15 protein-coding genes are annotated in these 16,571 nt (G+C 67.6%); 7 read left to right on the plus strand and 8 right to left on the minus strand.

Going from position 1 to position 16,571, the window contains the following annotated elements:
* Positions 1 to 10 precede the first annotated feature (10 nt).
* The 5 genes from IB269_RS03785 (at position 11) to IB269_RS03805 (ending at position 7,838) form a co-directional block, all read left to right on the plus strand.
* Positions 11 to 2,170: a TonB-dependent receptor gene (locus tag IB269_RS03785; RefSeq protein WP_192366445.1), complete on the plus strand. Its 2,160-nt coding sequence runs from the start codon at positions 11 to 13 to the stop codon at positions 2,168 to 2,170.
* An 87-nt stretch (positions 2,171 to 2,257) separates the two neighbouring features.
* Complete coding sequence (locus IB269_RS03790; protein WP_034395892.1) at positions 2,258 to 3,802, plus strand: polyamine aminopropyltransferase; 1,545 nt, start codon at positions 2,258 to 2,260, stop codon at positions 3,800 to 3,802.
* The gene (locus IB269_RS03795) at positions 3,781 to 5,541 is read left to right on the plus strand and encodes an FAD-dependent oxidoreductase (protein WP_097201757.1); all 1,761 of its coding nucleotides are present in this window, start codon (positions 3,781 to 3,783) and stop codon (positions 5,539 to 5,541) included. The genes IB269_RS03790 and IB269_RS03795 overlap by 22 nt, the downstream gene beginning before the upstream one ends.
* Positions 5,542 to 5,721: 180 nt before the next feature.
* Positions 5,722 to 6,759 carry an amidohydrolase family protein gene (locus IB269_RS03800; RefSeq protein WP_192366446.1) on the plus strand — a complete coding sequence of 346 codons (1,038 nt, stop codon included), beginning with the start codon at positions 5,722 to 5,724 and terminating at the stop codon, positions 6,757 to 6,759.
* 110 nt (positions 6,760 to 6,869) lie between these two features.
* Positions 6,870 to 7,838 (plus strand): Bug family tripartite tricarboxylate transporter substrate binding protein, encoded by a 969-nt coding sequence (locus IB269_RS03805; RefSeq protein WP_192366447.1) that lies wholly within the window; start codon positions 6,870 to 6,872, stop codon positions 7,836 to 7,838.
* A gap of 47 nt (positions 7,839 to 7,885) precedes the next feature.
* On the opposite strand, the gene IB269_RS03810 is transcribed toward IB269_RS03805, so the two are convergent.
* The 3 genes from IB269_RS03810 to IB269_RS03820 are packed head-to-tail and all read right to left on the minus strand — an operon-like array spanning position 7,886 to position 10,100.
* A complete protein-coding gene (locus tag IB269_RS03810) occupies positions 7,886 to 8,875 on the minus strand; it encodes an HD-GYP domain-containing protein (protein WP_034395880.1) in 990 nt (329 codons plus the stop codon).
* A 40-nt stretch (positions 8,876 to 8,915) separates the two neighbouring features.
* Positions 8,916 to 9,581 carry a TIGR02281 family clan AA aspartic protease gene (locus tag IB269_RS03815; protein WP_013801579.1) on the minus strand — a complete coding sequence of 222 codons (666 nt, stop codon included), beginning with the start codon at positions 9,579 to 9,581 and terminating at the stop codon, positions 8,916 to 8,918.
* A gap of 33 nt (positions 9,582 to 9,614) precedes the next feature.
* Positions 9,615 to 10,100 carry a YajQ family cyclic di-GMP-binding protein gene (locus IB269_RS03820; protein WP_012206580.1) on the minus strand — a complete coding sequence of 162 codons (486 nt, stop codon included), beginning with the start codon at positions 10,098 to 10,100 and terminating at the stop codon, positions 9,615 to 9,617.
* A gap of 104 nt (positions 10,101 to 10,204) precedes the next feature.
* Here IB269_RS03820 and murB point away from each other — a divergent pair, with 104 nt between their 5' ends.
* Positions 10,205 to 11,305 (plus strand): UDP-N-acetylmuramate dehydrogenase, encoded by a 1,101-nt coding sequence (murB, locus tag IB269_RS03825; RefSeq protein ID WP_192366448.1) that lies wholly within the window; start codon positions 10,205 to 10,207, stop codon positions 11,303 to 11,305.
* A gap of 112 nt (positions 11,306 to 11,417) precedes the next feature.
* On the opposite strand, the gene IB269_RS03830 is transcribed toward murB, so the two are convergent.
* Positions 11,418 to 11,783 (minus strand): SPW repeat protein, encoded by a 366-nt coding sequence (locus IB269_RS03830; RefSeq protein WP_192366449.1) that lies wholly within the window; start codon positions 11,781 to 11,783, stop codon positions 11,418 to 11,420.
* 98 nt (positions 11,784 to 11,881) lie between these two features.
* Positions 11,882 to 12,751 (minus strand): MBL fold metallo-hydrolase, encoded by an 870-nt coding sequence (locus IB269_RS03835; protein ID WP_034395870.1) that lies wholly within the window; start codon positions 12,749 to 12,751, stop codon positions 11,882 to 11,884.
* A gap of 139 nt (positions 12,752 to 12,890) precedes the next feature.
* Here IB269_RS03835 and IB269_RS03840 point away from each other — a divergent pair, with 139 nt between their 5' ends.
* Entirely contained in the window at positions 12,891 to 13,790 is a 900-nt protein-coding gene (locus IB269_RS03840) for a LysR family transcriptional regulator (RefSeq protein ID WP_012206576.1), read from the plus strand.
* Between the two features lie 67 nt (positions 13,791 to 13,857).
* Here the strand turns inward: IB269_RS03840 and argG are convergent, their stop codons facing one another.
* The 3 genes from argG to IB269_RS03855 all read right to left on the minus strand — a co-directional run bounded on the left by argG (position 13,858) and on the right by IB269_RS03855 (position 16,499).
* The gene (gene argG / locus IB269_RS03845) at positions 13,858 to 15,192 is read right to left on the minus strand and encodes an argininosuccinate synthase (protein WP_012206575.1); all 1,335 of its coding nucleotides are present in this window, start codon (positions 15,190 to 15,192) and stop codon (positions 13,858 to 13,860) included.
* Positions 15,193 to 15,310: 118 nt separating this feature from the next.
* The gene (locus tag IB269_RS03850) at positions 15,311 to 15,628 is read right to left on the minus strand and encodes a pyrimidine/purine nucleoside phosphorylase (RefSeq protein ID WP_012206574.1); all 318 of its coding nucleotides are present in this window, start codon (positions 15,626 to 15,628) and stop codon (positions 15,311 to 15,313) included.
* Positions 15,629 to 15,755: 127 nt separating this feature from the next.
* Positions 15,756 to 16,499 carry a glycine zipper 2TM domain-containing protein gene (locus tag IB269_RS03855; protein WP_013801584.1) on the minus strand — a complete coding sequence of 248 codons (744 nt, stop codon included), beginning with the start codon at positions 16,497 to 16,499 and terminating at the stop codon, positions 15,756 to 15,758.
* Positions 16,500 to 16,571 lie beyond the last annotated feature (72 nt).

Genomic DNA, 16,571 nt, shown 5'->3' on the forward strand with positions numbered 1-16,571 from the left:
GAGGGTTTCCATGACAGACCATCAAGCTGTCCGCAGGGCAAGGCTTTCAGCGGGTGTGACCGCTGGCATCATCACCACCGCGCTGGCGGGCGCGGTCCATGCCCAGGAGGCCGCTCCAGCCGTTCCAGCCGATCCGGCCCAGGCACAGGCACAGACGCAGACGCAGCCTCAACAGGCCCACACCCTGCCCACGCTGCAGGTCAACGCCTCCCAGTACGACCCTGACGACGTGCGCCCCGAAGGCGTGACCACGGCGACCAAGACCTACCTGGCGCCCAAGGACATCCCGCAGACCATCGATACGCTGGAGGTCAACAAGTACAAGAGCTACGGCATCAACGACCTGGCCACCATGCTGGACGGCGTGCCGGGCGTGAACACCACCTACGACATGCGTGGCGAGGGCGTGTACATCCGCGGCTTCAAGGCCGACGAGAGCGACATCTACCGCGACGGCGTGCGCGAAAGCGGCCAGGTGCGCCGCAGCACGGCCAATGTGGAGCGCATCGAGATCCTCAAGGGACCGGCCTCGGTGCTCTACGGCCGCAGCGCGGGCGGCGGCGTGGTCAACATGGTGAGCAAGCAGGCGCGCTTCGACGCCAAGAGCAGCATCACGCTGCGCGGCGGCTCCTGGGACAACGTGGGCGGCACCATCGACATCAACCGCGTGCTCAACGAGAACGTGGCCGTGCGCCTGACGGCCGACCGCGAGCAGGCCCACAGCTTCCGCGAAGGCATACGCAACCGCAACGAGATGGTCTCGCCCAGCATCCTGGTGGACACCCGCACGGGGTGGCGCTGGACCGGCCAGTACACCTACGACAACGTCTGGCGTGTGCCCGATCGCGGCCCGGTCTATGACCAGTTGCCAGCCGGCGTTTCCATCCGCAAGGGCTTCGCGGCACCGGGCGACTACGTGGAAGATCGCCTGCGCGTGCTGCGCTCCGACCTGTCCTATGACTTCAACAACCGCTGGAACCTGCGCTGGGTGGCCAGCAAGCGCGAGGCCAGCCAGGACTTCGACCACTATTTCGCCGGTACCTACCGCGCCGCGACCGGCAAGATCACGCCCAACTACGCTTGGCAGCAGACCCGCAACACCACGCTGTCCAACACGCTGGACCTGACGGGCAAGTTCAGCACGGGCAGCATCAAGCACGACCTGCTGGTGGGCCTGGAGGCCAGCGGGGAAGAGCGCGCGCCGCGCGTCGGCCAGCCCGGCAGCACCTTCTCCTACGATCCGTTCCAGCCCATCGTCTGGCCCAGCCGTCCGGTGCAGGGCAATCCGACCCAGGACAACTATCACAAGGGCAAGGGCCAGGCGCTGTACATGCAGGACCTGGTCAGCCTGACCGAGCAGTGGAAGCTGCTGCTGGGCCTGCGCTACGACAGCTACGACTTCCAGAGCACCAACAGGATCGCCAATCTCACGCGCAAGACCGACGGCAACGGCTTCAGCCCGCGCGTGGGCGTGGTGTGGCAGCCGGTGCGTGAGCACAGCTTCTATGCGTCCTGGAACAAGAGCTACTCGCCCTATGGCGGTCGCGGCATCCTGACCGTGGAAACCGCCGTGGGCGCGGTGCCGGACGACGAGCCCCAGTACTCGCGCCAGTCCGAGGTCGGCGTCAAGAGCGACTGGCTGGGCGGCGCGCTGTCCACCCAGGTCTCCGTCTACCAGCTGGAGAAGTACAACATCCGCTACCGCCCCGATCCCGAGAACGATCCCTACACCTGGGCCATCCGGGGCAAGGACCGTTCGCGCGGCATCGAGTTCAGCGCGGCGGGCCGCGTGGCCAATTCCTGGTATGTGCGCGGCGGCGTGGCCTTCATGGAGGCCAAGGTGGCTGAAGACGCGCAAAACCCCGCCAACGTGGGCCTGTACCTGCGTGACACGGCCAAGCGCAACGGCAACCTGTTCCTGCGCTATGCGCCCAAGGGCCCCTGGTATGGCGAAGTCGGCGTGACCTACACGGGCAGCCGCTTCACCAACGCCGCCAACACGGCCCTCCTGCCCGGCTACACGCGCTGGGATGCGCTGGTGGGCTGGCGCCAGGACGCCTGGACGGTGACCGTGGCGCTGTCCAACCTGTTCGACAAGCAGTACTGGCGCTCCAGCTCCATGCCAGGCGCACCGCGCAGCGTTCTGGTCAGCGCCAACTACCAGTTCTGACGGCGGCGCCCGAGGCGTTGCGCTCCTTCCCGCTTTGCACGGTGTCCGTTGCACGCGGGAAGGGGCGCATCGCGCACAATACCGGCCGTGCAAACCTCAGCCCCTCTTGCCGGCGCGCAGCCGGCGCGTCCCATCGACATCGCCCTGCTGGTCAGCGTCTTCGTGATCGCGGCCTGCGGCCTGCTTTACGAACTGGCTGCGGGTGCGCTGGCTTCCTATCTGCTGGGCGATTCGGTCCTGCAGTTCTCCACCATCATCGGCAGCTACCTGTTCGCCATGGGCATCGGCTCATGGCTTTCGCGCTATTTCGAGGACCATCTGCCCGCGCACTTTCTGCGCATCGAGCTGATGGTGGCCCTGGTCGGCGGCGCGCTGCCGGCCACGCTGTTCATTGCCAACGCCTACGCGCCCGGCGCGTTCCGGTTCCTGCTGTACGGCATGGTGCTGGTGGTGGGCACGCTGGTGGGGCTGGAGATTCCGCTGGTGATGCGCATCCTCAAGCGCAATGTGACGCTCAAGGACCTGGTGTCCCAGGTGCTGACCTTCGACTACCTGGGCGCGCTGGCCGTGTCGCTGGCATTTCCGCTGCTGCTGGTGCCCAAGCTGGGCCTGGTGCGCACGGGGCTGCTGTTCGGCTTCATGAATGCGGCGGTGGCGGTCTGGGCACTGCTGCTGTTTCGCCATGAGCTGCGGCGACCGCGCGCCCATGCCCTGGCCTGCGCGGCCGTGCTGGCCCTGCTGGGCACGGGCATCTGGGGCGCCGACCATCTGACGCGCCTGGCCGACGACCATTTCTACCAGGACCGCATCGTGCTCTCCAGCAGCTCGCCCTACCAGCGCATCGTGGTGACGCAGGGGCGCCAGGGCGCGCGGCTGTACCTCAACGGCAACCTGCAGTTCGCGCAAAGCGACGAGTACCGCTACCACGAGGCCCTGGTCCACCCCGTGATGGCCGCGCATGGCGCGCCCAAGCGCGTGGCCGTGCTGGGCGGCGGCGACGGCATGGCCGTGCGCGAGGTGCTCAAGTACCCCTCGGTGGAGTCGGTCACCCTGGTGGAGCTGGACCCGGCCATGACCGACCTGTTCAAGGACAACGCCATGCTGCGCCGGCTCAACGGCGAAGCGCTCAGCGATGCGCGCGTGCACATCCTCAATACCGATGCCTTCCACTGGCTGCAGCAGGGCGGCGATACCTTCGACGTGGTCATCGTCGATTTCCCTGACCCGACCAATTTCGCCATCGGCAAGCTGTTCACCAACAGCTTCTATGCCTTGCTGGACAAGCGCCTGGCGGCCAGCGGCTACGCCGTGGTGCAGACCACCTCGCCCCTGATCGCACGCAAGAGCTACTGGACCGTGGTGCAGACTATCGAATCCATCGGCCTGCAGGCCACGCCCTACCACGCGCATGTGCCCAGTTTTGGCGAATGGGGCTTCGTCATCGCCAGCCACCGGCCTTGGCGCGAGCCCGATGCCCTGCCTGCGGGCCTGCGCTTTCTGAGCGCGCAGACCATGGCGCTGATGTTCGACTTCCCGCTGGACATGGCGCGTGTGCCGGCCGAAGTCAACCGCCTGTCCAACCAGGTGCTGGTCAACACCTACGAGCGCGAATGGGGCAGGGTGGAGCGTTGAGCACCGGCCTCTTGCCCCTGTGGAGCCGGCGCCAATGGCTGCAGGGCCTGGCCGGCGGCGCGGCCCTGGGACTGGGCCTGTCCGGCTGTACGCCAACGCCACCGCGGCTTGAAGACCTGCCCGGCGGATTCAGCGGCGTGGCGCTGGAGCGCGGCCATGCCTTGCGCGCGTTCTGGCAGCGCCTGGCCCAGGGCCTGGCGCTGCCGCCGCCGGCCGTGGTGCACCGTGCCAAGGTGGTGATTGCCGGCGGCGGCATGGCAGGACTGGCCGCCGCGCGCGCACTGGAGCTGGCGGGAGTGCAGGGCGTGGCCCTGCTGGACACGCAGCAGGCCATGGGCGGCAACAGCCAGGGCGGCAGCATTGCGGGCCTGCCCTGTCCGCTGGGTGCCCACTATCTGCCCCTGCCCGGCGACGATGCGGCCGAGGTGCAGGACTGGCTGGAGGCCCTGGGCCTGCGCCAGCGCCGCGCAGGCCGCTGGCAGTACGACGAGCGCCATCTGTGCCACAGCCCGCAGGAGCGCCTGTTCTGGCAGGGCGCCTGGCATGAGGGCCTGCTGCCTGTCGATGGCGTGGCGTCGCGCACGCTGGAGCAGTACGAACTCTTTGCGCGCAGCGTGGCCCAGGAGATGGAGAGGGCGGCCTTTGCCATGCCGTCCATCCGTGTCTGGCAGCGCGAGGGCCGTCTGCCCGCCGCCCATGCCGCGCTGGACGGCCAGACCATGCAGGCCTGGCTGACCAGCCAGGGCATCGATGATGCGCAGCTGATCTGGTATCTAGAGTACTGCTGCCGCGACGACTTTGGCGCGGGCCTGGCGCGCGTATCGGCCTGGGCAGGCATTCACTATTTCGCCAGCCGCCATGGCTTCTCGGCCCCGCGCCGCCAGGACGAGCGCACGGCAGAAGAGGCCGGCGACGCCGTGCTGACCTGGCCACAGGGCAATGGCTGGCTGTCGCAGCAATTGGTGGCAGGGCTGGGCTCCACCGACCTGCAGACGGATTGCAGCGTGCTATCCATCGCCGAAGGTGCCGACGGTGTGGAGATCGACGTCTACCACCATGGCCGCCAGCAGCACGAGCGCTGGCTGGCCGCGCGCTGCGTCGTGGCCCTGCCCAGCTTCATCGCGGCACGCGTGGTGCGCGATGCGCCGGATTTCCTGCGCGCGGTGGCGGGCCGGCTGGACTGGGCGCCCTGGCTGGTGGCCAACATCCATCTGCAGCGGCCGCTGGCCGACCGGCCCGGCGCCGATCCTGCCTGGGACAACGTGCTCTTTGCCGATCCGAATGCGGGCGGTCTGGGCTACGTGGACGCGGGCCACCAGGGCCTGGACCGGCTCACGCCCCGGCCCACGGTGCTCAGTTACTACCAGGCGCTGGGCGACTGGCCTGACGGGCGCGCGCAACTGCTGGGCCAGCCCTTCGGCTTCTGGCGGGACCGCATCGTCGGCAGCCTGCTCGTCCCCCATCCCGACCTGCTGCACAAGGCCACGCGCATGGAGATCACGCGCTACGGCCACGCCATGGCCATTCCCCGGCCTGGCGACCAGCAACTGCTCAGCCAGGTGGCGCTGCAGTCGCACCACCGGGGCCGCAGCGCGCAGTGCGCCGGCGAGCGCGTGGCCCTGCTGCCCACGCCGGGCACGAGACGCCTGTGGTTCGCGCATTCCGACTGGGCCGGCTACTCGGTGCTGGAAGAGGCCTTCACGCGCGGCCACCATGCAGGCCTGTGGGCTGGCGCCTGATCTCCATACCGACCTCTTTCGTGGATTCCTGATCGCCGGGCAAGCTGCTGCCGGTTCGTCGCTGGCCGCGTCCGCCAGCGGGTTTGCCCTTGTCCGTGTGCCGTAGATGCCTGGCTATAGTTCTATTTGATAGATCTTGATTCTGTAAGATAGAACTTTGAAAAAGGCTACGAAACGCACATGGGCAACTATCTACCGGTGAGGCCGGATTGGCTGGGCCTGCACGAGGAGGAGATCCTTGAGCCATCGCTGGCCATCGTCGATGCCCACCACCATTTCTACGATCGACCGGGCTGGCGCTACCTGGCGGACGAGTACCTGGCCGACGCGGGCTCGGGCCACAGGGTCCGTGCCTCGGTCTACATGCAGGCACTGACGCGCTACCGCACTGCCGGCCCGCAGGCGATGCAGCCGGTGGGCGAGACCGAATTCGTGGTGCAGGCGGCGCAGGACGTGCAGGAGCACAGGCAAGGCCATGCGGCCTGTGCCCTGGCGCAGGGCATCGTCGGATATGCGGACCTGCGCGCCGGTGCGGCGGTGCGCGAGGTGCTGCTGGCCCATCTGGAGGCCGGCAAGGGGCGCTTTCGCGGCATCCGGCACCTGGCGACCTGGGACGCGGACAGTTCCCTGGTCAATCCCCTGACCGCCGCGCCGCAGGGCCTGCTGCTGGACCAGGCCTACCGGCAGGGCGTGGCGCAGTTGGCGCCGCTGGGGCTTTCCTTCGATGCCTGGCTGCTTTTTCCGCAGCTGCCGGAGCTGCTGGACCTGGCACTGGCCTTTCCGCAGACGGCCGTGATCATCAACCACTGCGGGGGCGTGGCGCGCATCGGCGCCTATGAAGGCCGGCATGCCGAGGTGTTCGAGCGCTGGAAGGCCTCCATGCAGGCCCTGGCCCGGCTGCCCAATGTGTACGTGAAGCTCGGCGGGCTGGGCATGCGCATCAACGGATTCGGCTTCGAGAAAGCGGACAGGCCTGCGGCCTCGGAGCAACTGGCTGCGGCCTGGAGACCGTGGATGGAGACCTGCATCGAGGCATTCGGCGCCGACCGCTGCATGTTCGAGAGCAATTTCCCGGTGGACAAGGGCTCCTTCAGCTACGCCACCTGCTGGAACGCCTTCAAGCGGCTGGCGGCGGGCGCAAGTGCCGCCGAGCGCCAGGCCCTTTTCGAAGGAACGGCAAGCCGCGTGTACCGGCTGGGCCAGGCGCAGCCCGAATGACGCTGCATCACCGGAGCCATCTGCCTCGCCTGCCCCATCGATCCCATCTCACCCGACTCACCCGATTCACCCGACTTATTCGTCCAAGCCATCATTCCAAGGAGACCGCCATGCCATCCCTCATCTCTCGTCGCGCCATGCTGGCGCTGGCCGGCACAGCCTGCCTCGGCCCCACCTGGGCGGCGGCCCAGGGCAAGCCCGTGACCATCATCGTGCCGTATGCGCCGGGCGGCAGCGCCGATCTGGTGACGCGCGTGATCGCGCAGTTCGCCGCGCCGGGACTGGGCTCTGCCTTGGTGGTGGACAACCGCACCGGCGGTGGCGGCGTGGTGGGCTGGAGCGCGGCCGCACGTGCCGCGCCCGACGGCCAGACGCTGCTGACCGTGGAGCTGTCCTATGCCATTGCAGCCGGCCTGATGCCGAACCTGCCCTTCGATCCGCGCAAGGCGTTCACCCAGGTCACCACGGCGGTGAAGGTGCCCCATGTGCTGGTGGTCAACCCCCAGGTGCAGGCGCGCAGCGTGGGCGAGTTCATTGCGCTGGCCAGGGCGCAGCCCGGCAAGCTCAACTACGGCTCTGGCGGCAACGGCACCAACACCCACCTGGCCGGCGAGCTGTTCAAAAGCGCAACGGGCGCCGACCTGGTCCATGTGCCGTACAAGGGCGCGGGCGCCGTGCTGGCCGACCTGATGGGCAACCAGGTGCAGGCCCTCATCACTTCGGTCCCCACGGCGCTGCCCTACATCCGAAGCGGCAAGCTCAGGGCACAGATGGTGACGGGCTCGGAGCGCAATGCAACGCTGCCTGATGTGCCTTGTGCCAAAGAGGCCGGCATCCCCGCCATGGACATCGACTACTGGATTGGCATAGGCGCCCCGGCCGGCACGCCTGCGGCCGCCGTCGCCCGGTTGAACAAGGAATTCAACGCGGCACTGGCCCAGCCGCAGGCCAGCCGGAAGATGGCGGAGATGGGGCTGTCCGTGGTGGCGAACACGCCCGAGCAGGCCACGCAATGGGTGCAGAACGAGATACAGCGCTGGAGCGCCGTGATCCGGCAGGCGGGCATCAAGGCCGATTGATGGCCGATGGACGGCAGATGGTCGACCGACTGACGGCCGGCAGTGCGCTACAGCGGACCCGGCACCTGCACCATGCGGTACAGCGACTGGCTGCCGCGTGCGGCCAGCACGCCCAGCTGCGCCAGCGTGCGCGGGTCCAGTTCCAGCGTGATGGCGGCGCGTGCCAGTGCCGAGCGGATGCGGGGGCCGTCCTCGCCTTCATGGATGACGGGCGGGTAGAGGCTGGCGCCGTCGGCGCCGATCACGCTGGCCACCAGCGGCGGCTGCGGCGGCTCGCCACGGCGCAGCACCACGGCGATGTCGCCGTTGTCCAGCCGCACGTAGGTGCCGGGCGGGCACAGGCCCACGGCGCGCACCAGCGCGAAGCCCACCTCGTCGGAGTAGCGCTGCTGCTGGGTGAGCGCGCGCAGCGACTCGGCGGCGCTGCGGCCTTCGCGTGACTTGCGCGGGCTGATCAGGGCCGCGTAGCGGTCCACCGTGCCCAGGATGCGCACCAGGCGCTGCACCGGGGGAAGTGTGGCCAAGGGCTGCTGGGGTACGGCTTCATGGTGGCGGGCCACCAGTTCCAGCCACAGCGCGTCGTTGACGAACAGACGCGCCAGCAGGGCCTGGCTTTGCAGCGGATGGCGCTGCACGGCCTGCTGCTGGGCGGGGGTCAGCGGCTCGCGCTGCAGCGCCAGTTCGTCCTGCAGCGCGTTCATGCCGATGTTCATGGTCAGCGCGCCGCGTACCAGGGTGCGGTGCTCGGTCTCGTTCAGGCGCAGCTCGCGCGCCAGCACATGGCACAGGCAGGCGCAGACCAGGGCATGGGAGGCGCTGTAGCCCACGGTGGAGGAGCAGGCGCGCTGGAACATCAGGTACAGCGCGGCATCGCTGTCGTGGGCGATCAACTCCTGCAGCCACAGGTCGATCTGCTGCAGCTTGACCAGGAAGCCCTGCACCTGCAGCGGCGCGGACAGCAGCACGGACAGCGCGGCCTCCAGGTCGGACCACAGGCCCAGCAGGTCTTCGTAGGAATCGTCGGGGCGTCGGCTCATCGGTGGCGGGGTGCGGAAAGCGGGGCGAGTGCAGGCCGCATCAGCGCCGCTCCAGCACCATCTCGCTGCCCTGGCGGGTCATCTGGACGTGGGCCAGAAAGCTGTTTCCCAGCAGCACATAGGGCATGGCAAGAGGGGCGACCACGGCGTCCACGCCAAAGACCTCGACATCGCCCACGCGCACCGAGTCCAGCCGCAGGCTCCAGCCCTGGGCGTCGCCGTTGGCGGTGCGCATCATCACGGGCTGGCCCTTGAGAAAGGGCAGGCCCATGCGTTCGGCGTCGGACCGGCCGATGGCGACCGAGCTGGCGCCCGTGTCCACCATGTAGACCATGGTCTTGCCATTGATCTGGCCGCGTTCGATGAAATGGCCCCGGTTGTCGGCCTTGAGCACCACGCGCCGGCCAAGCGCGGGATCGCCCGCTGCCGCGCCCCGGCCGCCCAGGCTGATGGGCGCTTCGCCCAGGCGCAATGTCTGGCGGCGGCCCTTGATTTCCACCTCGGCCGTGTCGCCCGATACCTGCAGCACGCGCACGTCCTGCAGGCTGTCGCCGGCCGCCAGAGCGCGTGGCGTGCCGCCGTCGATGACCAGCAGGGCCTTGCTGCCCAGCACGCCGCGGAGTGCCACGGACTGCGCTGTCGCCGGTGGCGGAGCCAGCACGGCCACGCCGGCCAGGCTCAGAAGTACGGCACGCAGGTGGCGCATGGGGCTTGTGATGGAGGGGCGGATGCCGGGCGATCAGTCGCGGAAGTTGTTGAAGGACAGGGGATGGTCAGCCAGGTCCTTGCGGATCAGGGCCATGGCCGCCTGCAGGTCGTCGCGCTTGGCACCGGTGACGCGCACGGCGTCGCCCTGGATGGCGGCCTGCACCTTGAGCTTGCTGTCCTTGATCAGCTTTTGCAGCTTCTTGCCCAGCTCGGCCTCGATGCCGTTCTTGACCTTGATGGTCTGCTTGAGCTTGTCGCCGCCGATCTTCTGGGCCTTCTGGATGTCCAGGAAGCGCACGTCCACGCTGCGCTTGGTCAGCTTGTTGCGCAGGATGTCCTCGACCTGCTGCAGCTGGAAGTCGGCATCGCCGAACAGCGTGATTTCCTTGTCCTTGAGTTCGATGGCGGCCGAGGTGCCCTTGAAGTCGAAGCGCGTGCCGATTTCCTTGGCGGTGTTCTCCACGGCGTTCTTCACTTCGACGAAGTCGGCTTCGCACACGGTGTCAAAAGAAGGCATGGCAAATATTTCCTGTAAATGTTCTGAAAAAGTATCGCAGCGCGGGACCGGGCGATGCGGGCACGGTGCCGAAGGCGTGGGGACGCGGTGCGACAATCCGGCTGATGTTAGTCGAGAAAAATGTTCCGCTGCAGCATTGCAACAGCTTCGGCATCGCTGCCCGTGCCCACACCCTGGTGCGTGTGCGCAGCGATGAGGATGTTCGCCATTTCCTGGCCGATCCGCTGTGGGGCCGCCAGCCCGTGTTCGTGCTGGGCGGCGGCAGCAACGTGGTGATCACGGGCGATGTCGATCCCGTGGTCCTCAAGATGGAGATAGCGGGCATGCGCCTGCTGCGCGAGACCGATCGCCACTGGATCGTCGAGGCCGGTGCCGGCGAGCGCTGGCACGACCTGGTGGCCTGGACCCTGTCGCAGGGCTATGGGGGACTGGAGAACATGGCGCTGATTCCCGGCACCGTGGGCGCATCGCCGGTGCAGAACATCGGCGCCTACGGGCTGGAGCTGCAGGACCGGTTCGAGTCGCTGGATGCCATCGACCTGGCCACGGGCGAGTCCTTCACGCTGGATGCCGCGCAATGCGCCTTCGGCTACCGCGACTCGGTGTTCAAGCACGCCCCGGCCGAACCCACGCCCGTGGCGCGGGCGCGCATGAGCGGCGTGCCGCCGCGCGGCATGGGCCTCAAGGGCCGCGCCGTGATCACGCGCGTGCGCCTGGCCCTGCCCAAGGACTGGAAGCCCGGCCTGGGCTACCTGGACCTGCAGCGCCGCCAGGCCGAGGCCGGCGTGGCCGAGCCCACGGCCCGCCAGATCTTCGACTGGGTCTGCGAGATCCGCCGCGCCAAGCTGCCCGATCCGGATCAGATCGGCAACGCCGGCAGCTTCTTCAAGAACCCGACGGTGACGCCCGAGCAGTGCGCCGACATCATTGCGCGCGAGCCCAAGATCGTGCACTACCCCATGGACGACGGCTCCATCAAGCTGGCCGCCGGCTGGCTGATCGATGCCTGCGGCTGGAAGGGCAAATCCATGGGCCGCGCCGGGGTGTATGACAAGCAGGCCCTGGTGCTGGTCAACCGGGGCGACCGGCACAGCGTGGACCGCAGCGTCACCGGCGGCGAGGTCATGACGCTGGCCGGCGCGATACAGACCAGCGTCTACGAGCGATTCGGCATCCGCCTGGAGCCCGAGCCCGTCGTGGTCTGATCGATCGACGGCTTCAAGAAAACAGCGGCCCGCAGGCCATGAAGGCCTGCGGGCCGCTTTGCTTGCTTTGTATCAGCGCTTCAGCGCTTCAGTGCTTCAGTGCTTCAGTGCTTCAGTGGGCGGAGTGGCTGCTGCGCCAGCCCATGTAGTCCTTGTCGGTCATCAGCACCCACAGCGCCAGCACCATGACCACCACGCCGGACACCACGGCATTGCGCATGGCGTCCATCTGGCCCGCATAGCCCAGCACCCAGGGCGAGATCACCATCCACAGCCCCAGCAGGCCTTCGGTCCATTCCTCCCACGCGCGGGGCATGAAGATGGCCCCCAGCGCAGCGGCAATCAGCGCCAGGCCGATGACCACGCCATTGGCCGTGGGCGCCATCTGGTCCTGGAACCCGAGCACCCAGGGCGAGACCGCCAACCAGGCTCCCAGCAGGACATTGATCGGGTCCTGCCAATGCTTCATGTATTTCATGGCTGCACCTCCTGCCGCCACGACGAATGAGGGCGGCAATTCGTTGGATCAAGGCCGCAGCATGCAGGTTCCATGAGGATTTTTGTGAAAGTGCCTGCTTACCAGGGCATCTCGCCCTTGTTCACCTTGGCGCCAATGTCCAGCGACAGCGCCATGCCGGCCTGCGGGTAGGCCTGCTTCATGGCGCCGATCAGCTCGGCACTGTTTGCGGCCTTGGCGGCGGCGGCCTCGAAACGCTGGAGATAGTCGCGTGTATAGGCGATGGCGCTGGCGTCCATGGCGGTGCCGGCCTGCATGTGGCCGGGCACGACGACGGCGGGCTTGAGGGCCTGCATCTCGTCCAGCTGCGCCAGCCAGGCCTTGCGCTCGGCGCTCTTTTGCGTGTCCGCCGTCCAGACATGCAGGTTGCCGAACACGCCCACGTTGCCGACGATGGCCTGCAGCGCAGGCACCCAGACATAGGGGCGGTGGGCCAGCGGGCCGGTGGTGCCGCGCAGCTCCAGCGTCTGGCCGTCCACGGTCACCGTATTGCCCTGCAGGGCTTCGGGCAGGACCGGCTTACCGGGTGCGTTGGCGCCCATCTTGGGGCCCCAGAAGGCCAGCTTGCCCTGCAGCTTGGACTCGATCTTCTCGCGCACGGCGGGCGTGGCCACGACCTTGGCCTGCGGGAACAGGTTCTTCAGCACCTCGGCGCCGAAGTAGTAGTCGGGATCGGCATTGCTGATGAGGATGGTGGTCAGCTGCTTGCCGCTGTCCAGCACATTGGCGGCAATGCGCAGGCCGTCGGCGCGGGTGAAGCCGCTGTCCACGACCACGGCCTCCTTGGCGCCGGTGATCAGGGTGGAGGTCACGGCAAAGCTGTGTTCGTCGGCCTGGTAGACCTTCATCTGCAGCGGGGCGGGCGCCTGGGCATGGGACAGGCCGGCCGACAGGGCCAGGGTGAGCGAAAGCACGGTGGTGCGAAGCATGTCGATTTCCTTTGAAAAAAAGCACAAGACAGAAAACGGGTGGCAGCGCCGTGCTGCCATGGGTGGTACTTTAGTTTTTGAAATCGAGCAGATAAACCGCAGAATATGCGCTTGTTTGTTGCAGAAATCGAGCAGATCCATGGACCGATTGCTGGCGATGCAGGTGTTTGCCACGGTGGCCGAATGCGGCAGCTTCACGGCGGCGGCCGAGCGGCTGGACCTGTCGCGTGCCATGGCCACGCGGCATGTGGAGTCGCTGGAGCAGTGGCTGGGCGCGCGCCTGCTGCACCGCACCACGCGCCGCGTCTCGCTCACCGATGCCGGTGCGCAGTGCCTGCGCTACAGCCAGCAGATGCTCGCCCTGGCCGATGAGGTGCAAGGCGAGATGCGCGCCGGCGACAGCCAGTTGCGCGGCCTGCTGCGCGTGACCTGCAGCATGTCCTTCGGCCATGCGCAGATGGCGCCGGCCATTGCGCAGTTCATGCGGCTGCACCCGCACCTCAAGATCGACCTGCTGGTGGACGACGGCGCGCTGGACCTGGTGCAGCAGCGCATCGACCTGGCCATACGCATCAGCGCCGACCCGGGCGCCGCACTCATCGGCCGGCCGCTGGCCGTGTGCGAATCGGTGCTGGTGGCCTCGCCCGCCTACCTGGACGCGGCAGGGCGGCCGCAGACACCGGCCCAGTTGCAGGCCCACCGCTGCCTGGGCCATATGCGCGTGGGCCGCAATGTCTGGCAATTGGCGCGGCGTGACGATGAAAGCGATGAGCAGCAGATCGCCGTCACCACCTGGTTCAACGCCAACGAAGCCACCGTGCTGGCCGCCGCTGCCGTCGAGGGTGCGGGCATCGCCTTCCAGCCCACCTACCTGGTCCAGCCCATGCTGCAGGCCGGCCAGCTGGAGCTGGTGCTGCCGGACTGGCGCCCGCAGCCGCTGACCGTGCATGCGCTGTACAGCTCCCGCCGCCACCTGCCGGTGGCCGTGCGCGCGCTGCTGGATTTTCTCGTGCAGCGCTTCGAGGGCGCGCGCTGGTAGCAGGGGCGTAAAAAAAGCCGCCTTGCGGCGGCTCTTGGCAATCTGCGGCAGGGCGCCGCAGAGTGGCTTATTCCTTGCCGCCCAATTGGGGCAGGGCGGTGCTGGTGCCCAGCGACAGCAGGCCGGCCTTGGCGTAGATGGCCAGCTTGTCGCGCGTGTCCATCAGGTCCAGGTTGCGCATGGTCAGCTGGCCAATGCGGTCGGCGGGACTGAAGGGCGCGTCCTCGACCTTTTCCATCGACAGGCGCTCGGGAGCGTAGGTCAGGTTGGGCGATTCGGTGTTCAGGATGGAGTAGTCGTTGCCGCGGCGCAGTTCCAGCGTCACGGTGCCGGTCACGGCGCGGGCCACCCAGCGCTGGGCGGTTTCGCGCAGCATGATGGCCTGCGGGTCGAACCAGCGGCCCTGGTACAGCAGGCGGCCCAGGCGCAGGCCGTTGATGCGGTACTGCTCGATGGTGTCCTCGTTGTGGATGCCGGTCACCAGGCGCTCGTAGGCGATGTGCAGCAGGGCCATGCCGGGGGCTTCGTAGATGCCGCGGCTCTTGGCTTCGATGATGCGGTTCTCGATCTGGTCGCTCATGCCCAGGCCGTGGCGGCCACCGATGCGGTTGGCTTCCAGGAACAGCTCCACGGGGTCGGCGATTTCCTTGCCGTTGATGGCCACGGGGCGGCCTTCGTCAAAGGTCACCGACACTTCCTCGGCCTTGACCTCGACTTCGGGCTTCCAGAACGCCACGCCCATGATGGGGTTGACGATGCGGATGCCGCTGTTCAGGAACTCCAGGTCCTTGGCCTCGTGCGTGGCGCCCAGCATGTTGCTGTCGGTCGAGTAGGCCTTCTCGGCGCTCATCTTGTAGCCGAAGCCTTCCTTGGTCATGAAGGCCGACATCTCGGCGCGACCGCCCAGCTCGTCGATGAAGGTCTGGTCCAGCCAGGGCTTGTAGATCTTCAGCGCGGGATTGGTCAGCAGGCCGTAGCGGTAGAAGCGCTCGATGTCGTTGCCCTTGAAGGTCGAGCCGTCACCCCAGATGTTGACGTCGTCTTCCTTCATGGCGGCCACCAGCATGGTGCCGGTCACGGCACGGCCCAGGGGCGTGGTGTTGAAGTAGGTGATGCCGCCCGTGGAGATGTGGAAGGCGCCGGCCTGGATGGCGGCAATGCCTTCGCCAGCCAGCTGCGAGCGGCAGTCGATCAGGCGGGCCTGCTCGGCGCCGTACTCCATGGCCTTGCGGGGGATTTCGTCGTAGTCGGCCTCGTCGGGCTGGCCCAGGTTGGCCGTGTAGGCGTAGGGCAGGGCGCCCTTGTTCTTCATCCAGCGCAGGGCAGCGCTGGTGTCCAGGCCGCCCGAGAAGGCGATGCCGACCTTCTGGCCGACGGGAACGTTTTGCAGGATGGTTTCCATACGATGCTTCTCTCAATAACGATGGCGGCTGGCGTGCGGGACGCGGCTGCCGGAAAACACGGAAGGCGCCTGGGCGCCGTCAGGTCGAATGCGTCGGTCTGCTCAGGCGCTCAGGCGCTTAGGCGTAGTGGCAGATGTAGTGGTAGGCCTCGGTCACGCGGATGTCGAACTTGGAGTTCGCAGGCACCTGGAAGGACTCGCCGGCCTTGGAGGTCAGCCACTGGTCCGAGCCGTCGAGCTTGTACTCGCAGGAGCCGGCCACGCATTCCATGATCTCGGCAGCGGCCGTGCCGAAAGTCAGCTGGCTGGGCAGCACCACGCCGGCAGACTTCTTCGTGCCATCGGCCAGCGTGAAGCCGTGGCTGATGCATTTGCCGTCGAAATAGACATTGGCCTTGGTGGTCAGGGTGATGCCAGAGATGGTTTCGGTGGTCATGGAAGCTGGGCAGAGGGTGGACTAAACCGCCCATTTTAGGCCAGCACCCGGCCGCTGCCCGTACGTGCTGGCCGCCGCCATGCAAAAAGCCCCTTGTCGGGGCTTGCGGGGCGAGCGCATGGCGGCCTCAGCGGCGCCAGCCATGGCGGTAGCCGCCGCGCCAGCCGTGATAGCTGGGGCGCGAGGCGTAGTACACGCCGGCAGCAAGGGCTGCACCAATCACCACGGGCGCCACATAGTCACCGGCCGAATACACCGGTTGCACCGGCTGGGCCGGGTAGTAACCACCGTCGTAGTAATTGTTTTCATAGACCACGGGCGGCGGCACGGGCGTGGTGGAGTACGCGGCCTGGGGCGGCTGGTTGGTGCTGTAGTAACCATTGCTGCCGTAGGCGCCGCTGTTGGCTGCGGGCTGCACGCTCAGTGCGATCCAGTCGCCAGGCGGCGTGGCGGTTCGCGTCGTGTAGTTGCGGCCCGCGTACTCATAGACCACGTCGTAGGCCACGGCGCGGTTCTGGTAGTAGGTCTGGGTGGTGCAGTTGCGCACCGTCTGGTATTGGGGCTGCTGTCCCGAGGCTTCAGCCTGGTTGCCCAGCATGGCGCCGCCAATCACGCCGGCTGCCGTGGCCGCAGCGCGTCCGCCGCCGTGGCCAATGGCGTTGCCCACCACGCCGCCCGCCAGCGCACCCAGCACGGCGCCCGCGCCCGAAGTGCTGCGCTGGCCCGAGTAGACGTTCTCATCGCGGCAGACCTGCTGGGGCACGGCCACCTGTTGCGTCACCGGGGTCACGGAAAGCACCCGGCCTTGCTCCTGGGCCAGGGCTACGGTGGCGGTCGTGGCCGCCAGCGTCAAAAGAACCAGGGATTTCATGATTGCACTCCTGTTGCGCTGGCGGTACTTCCTGCCAGGCTCCATGCAAGTGTATTCCTCGGGCCCGAAAAG

Origin of the sequence: Delftia sp. DLF01 (assembly GCF_014852125.1) — a bacterium.
GTDB lineage: Bacteria > Pseudomonadota > Gammaproteobacteria > Burkholderiales > Burkholderiaceae_C > Comamonas > Comamonas acidovorans.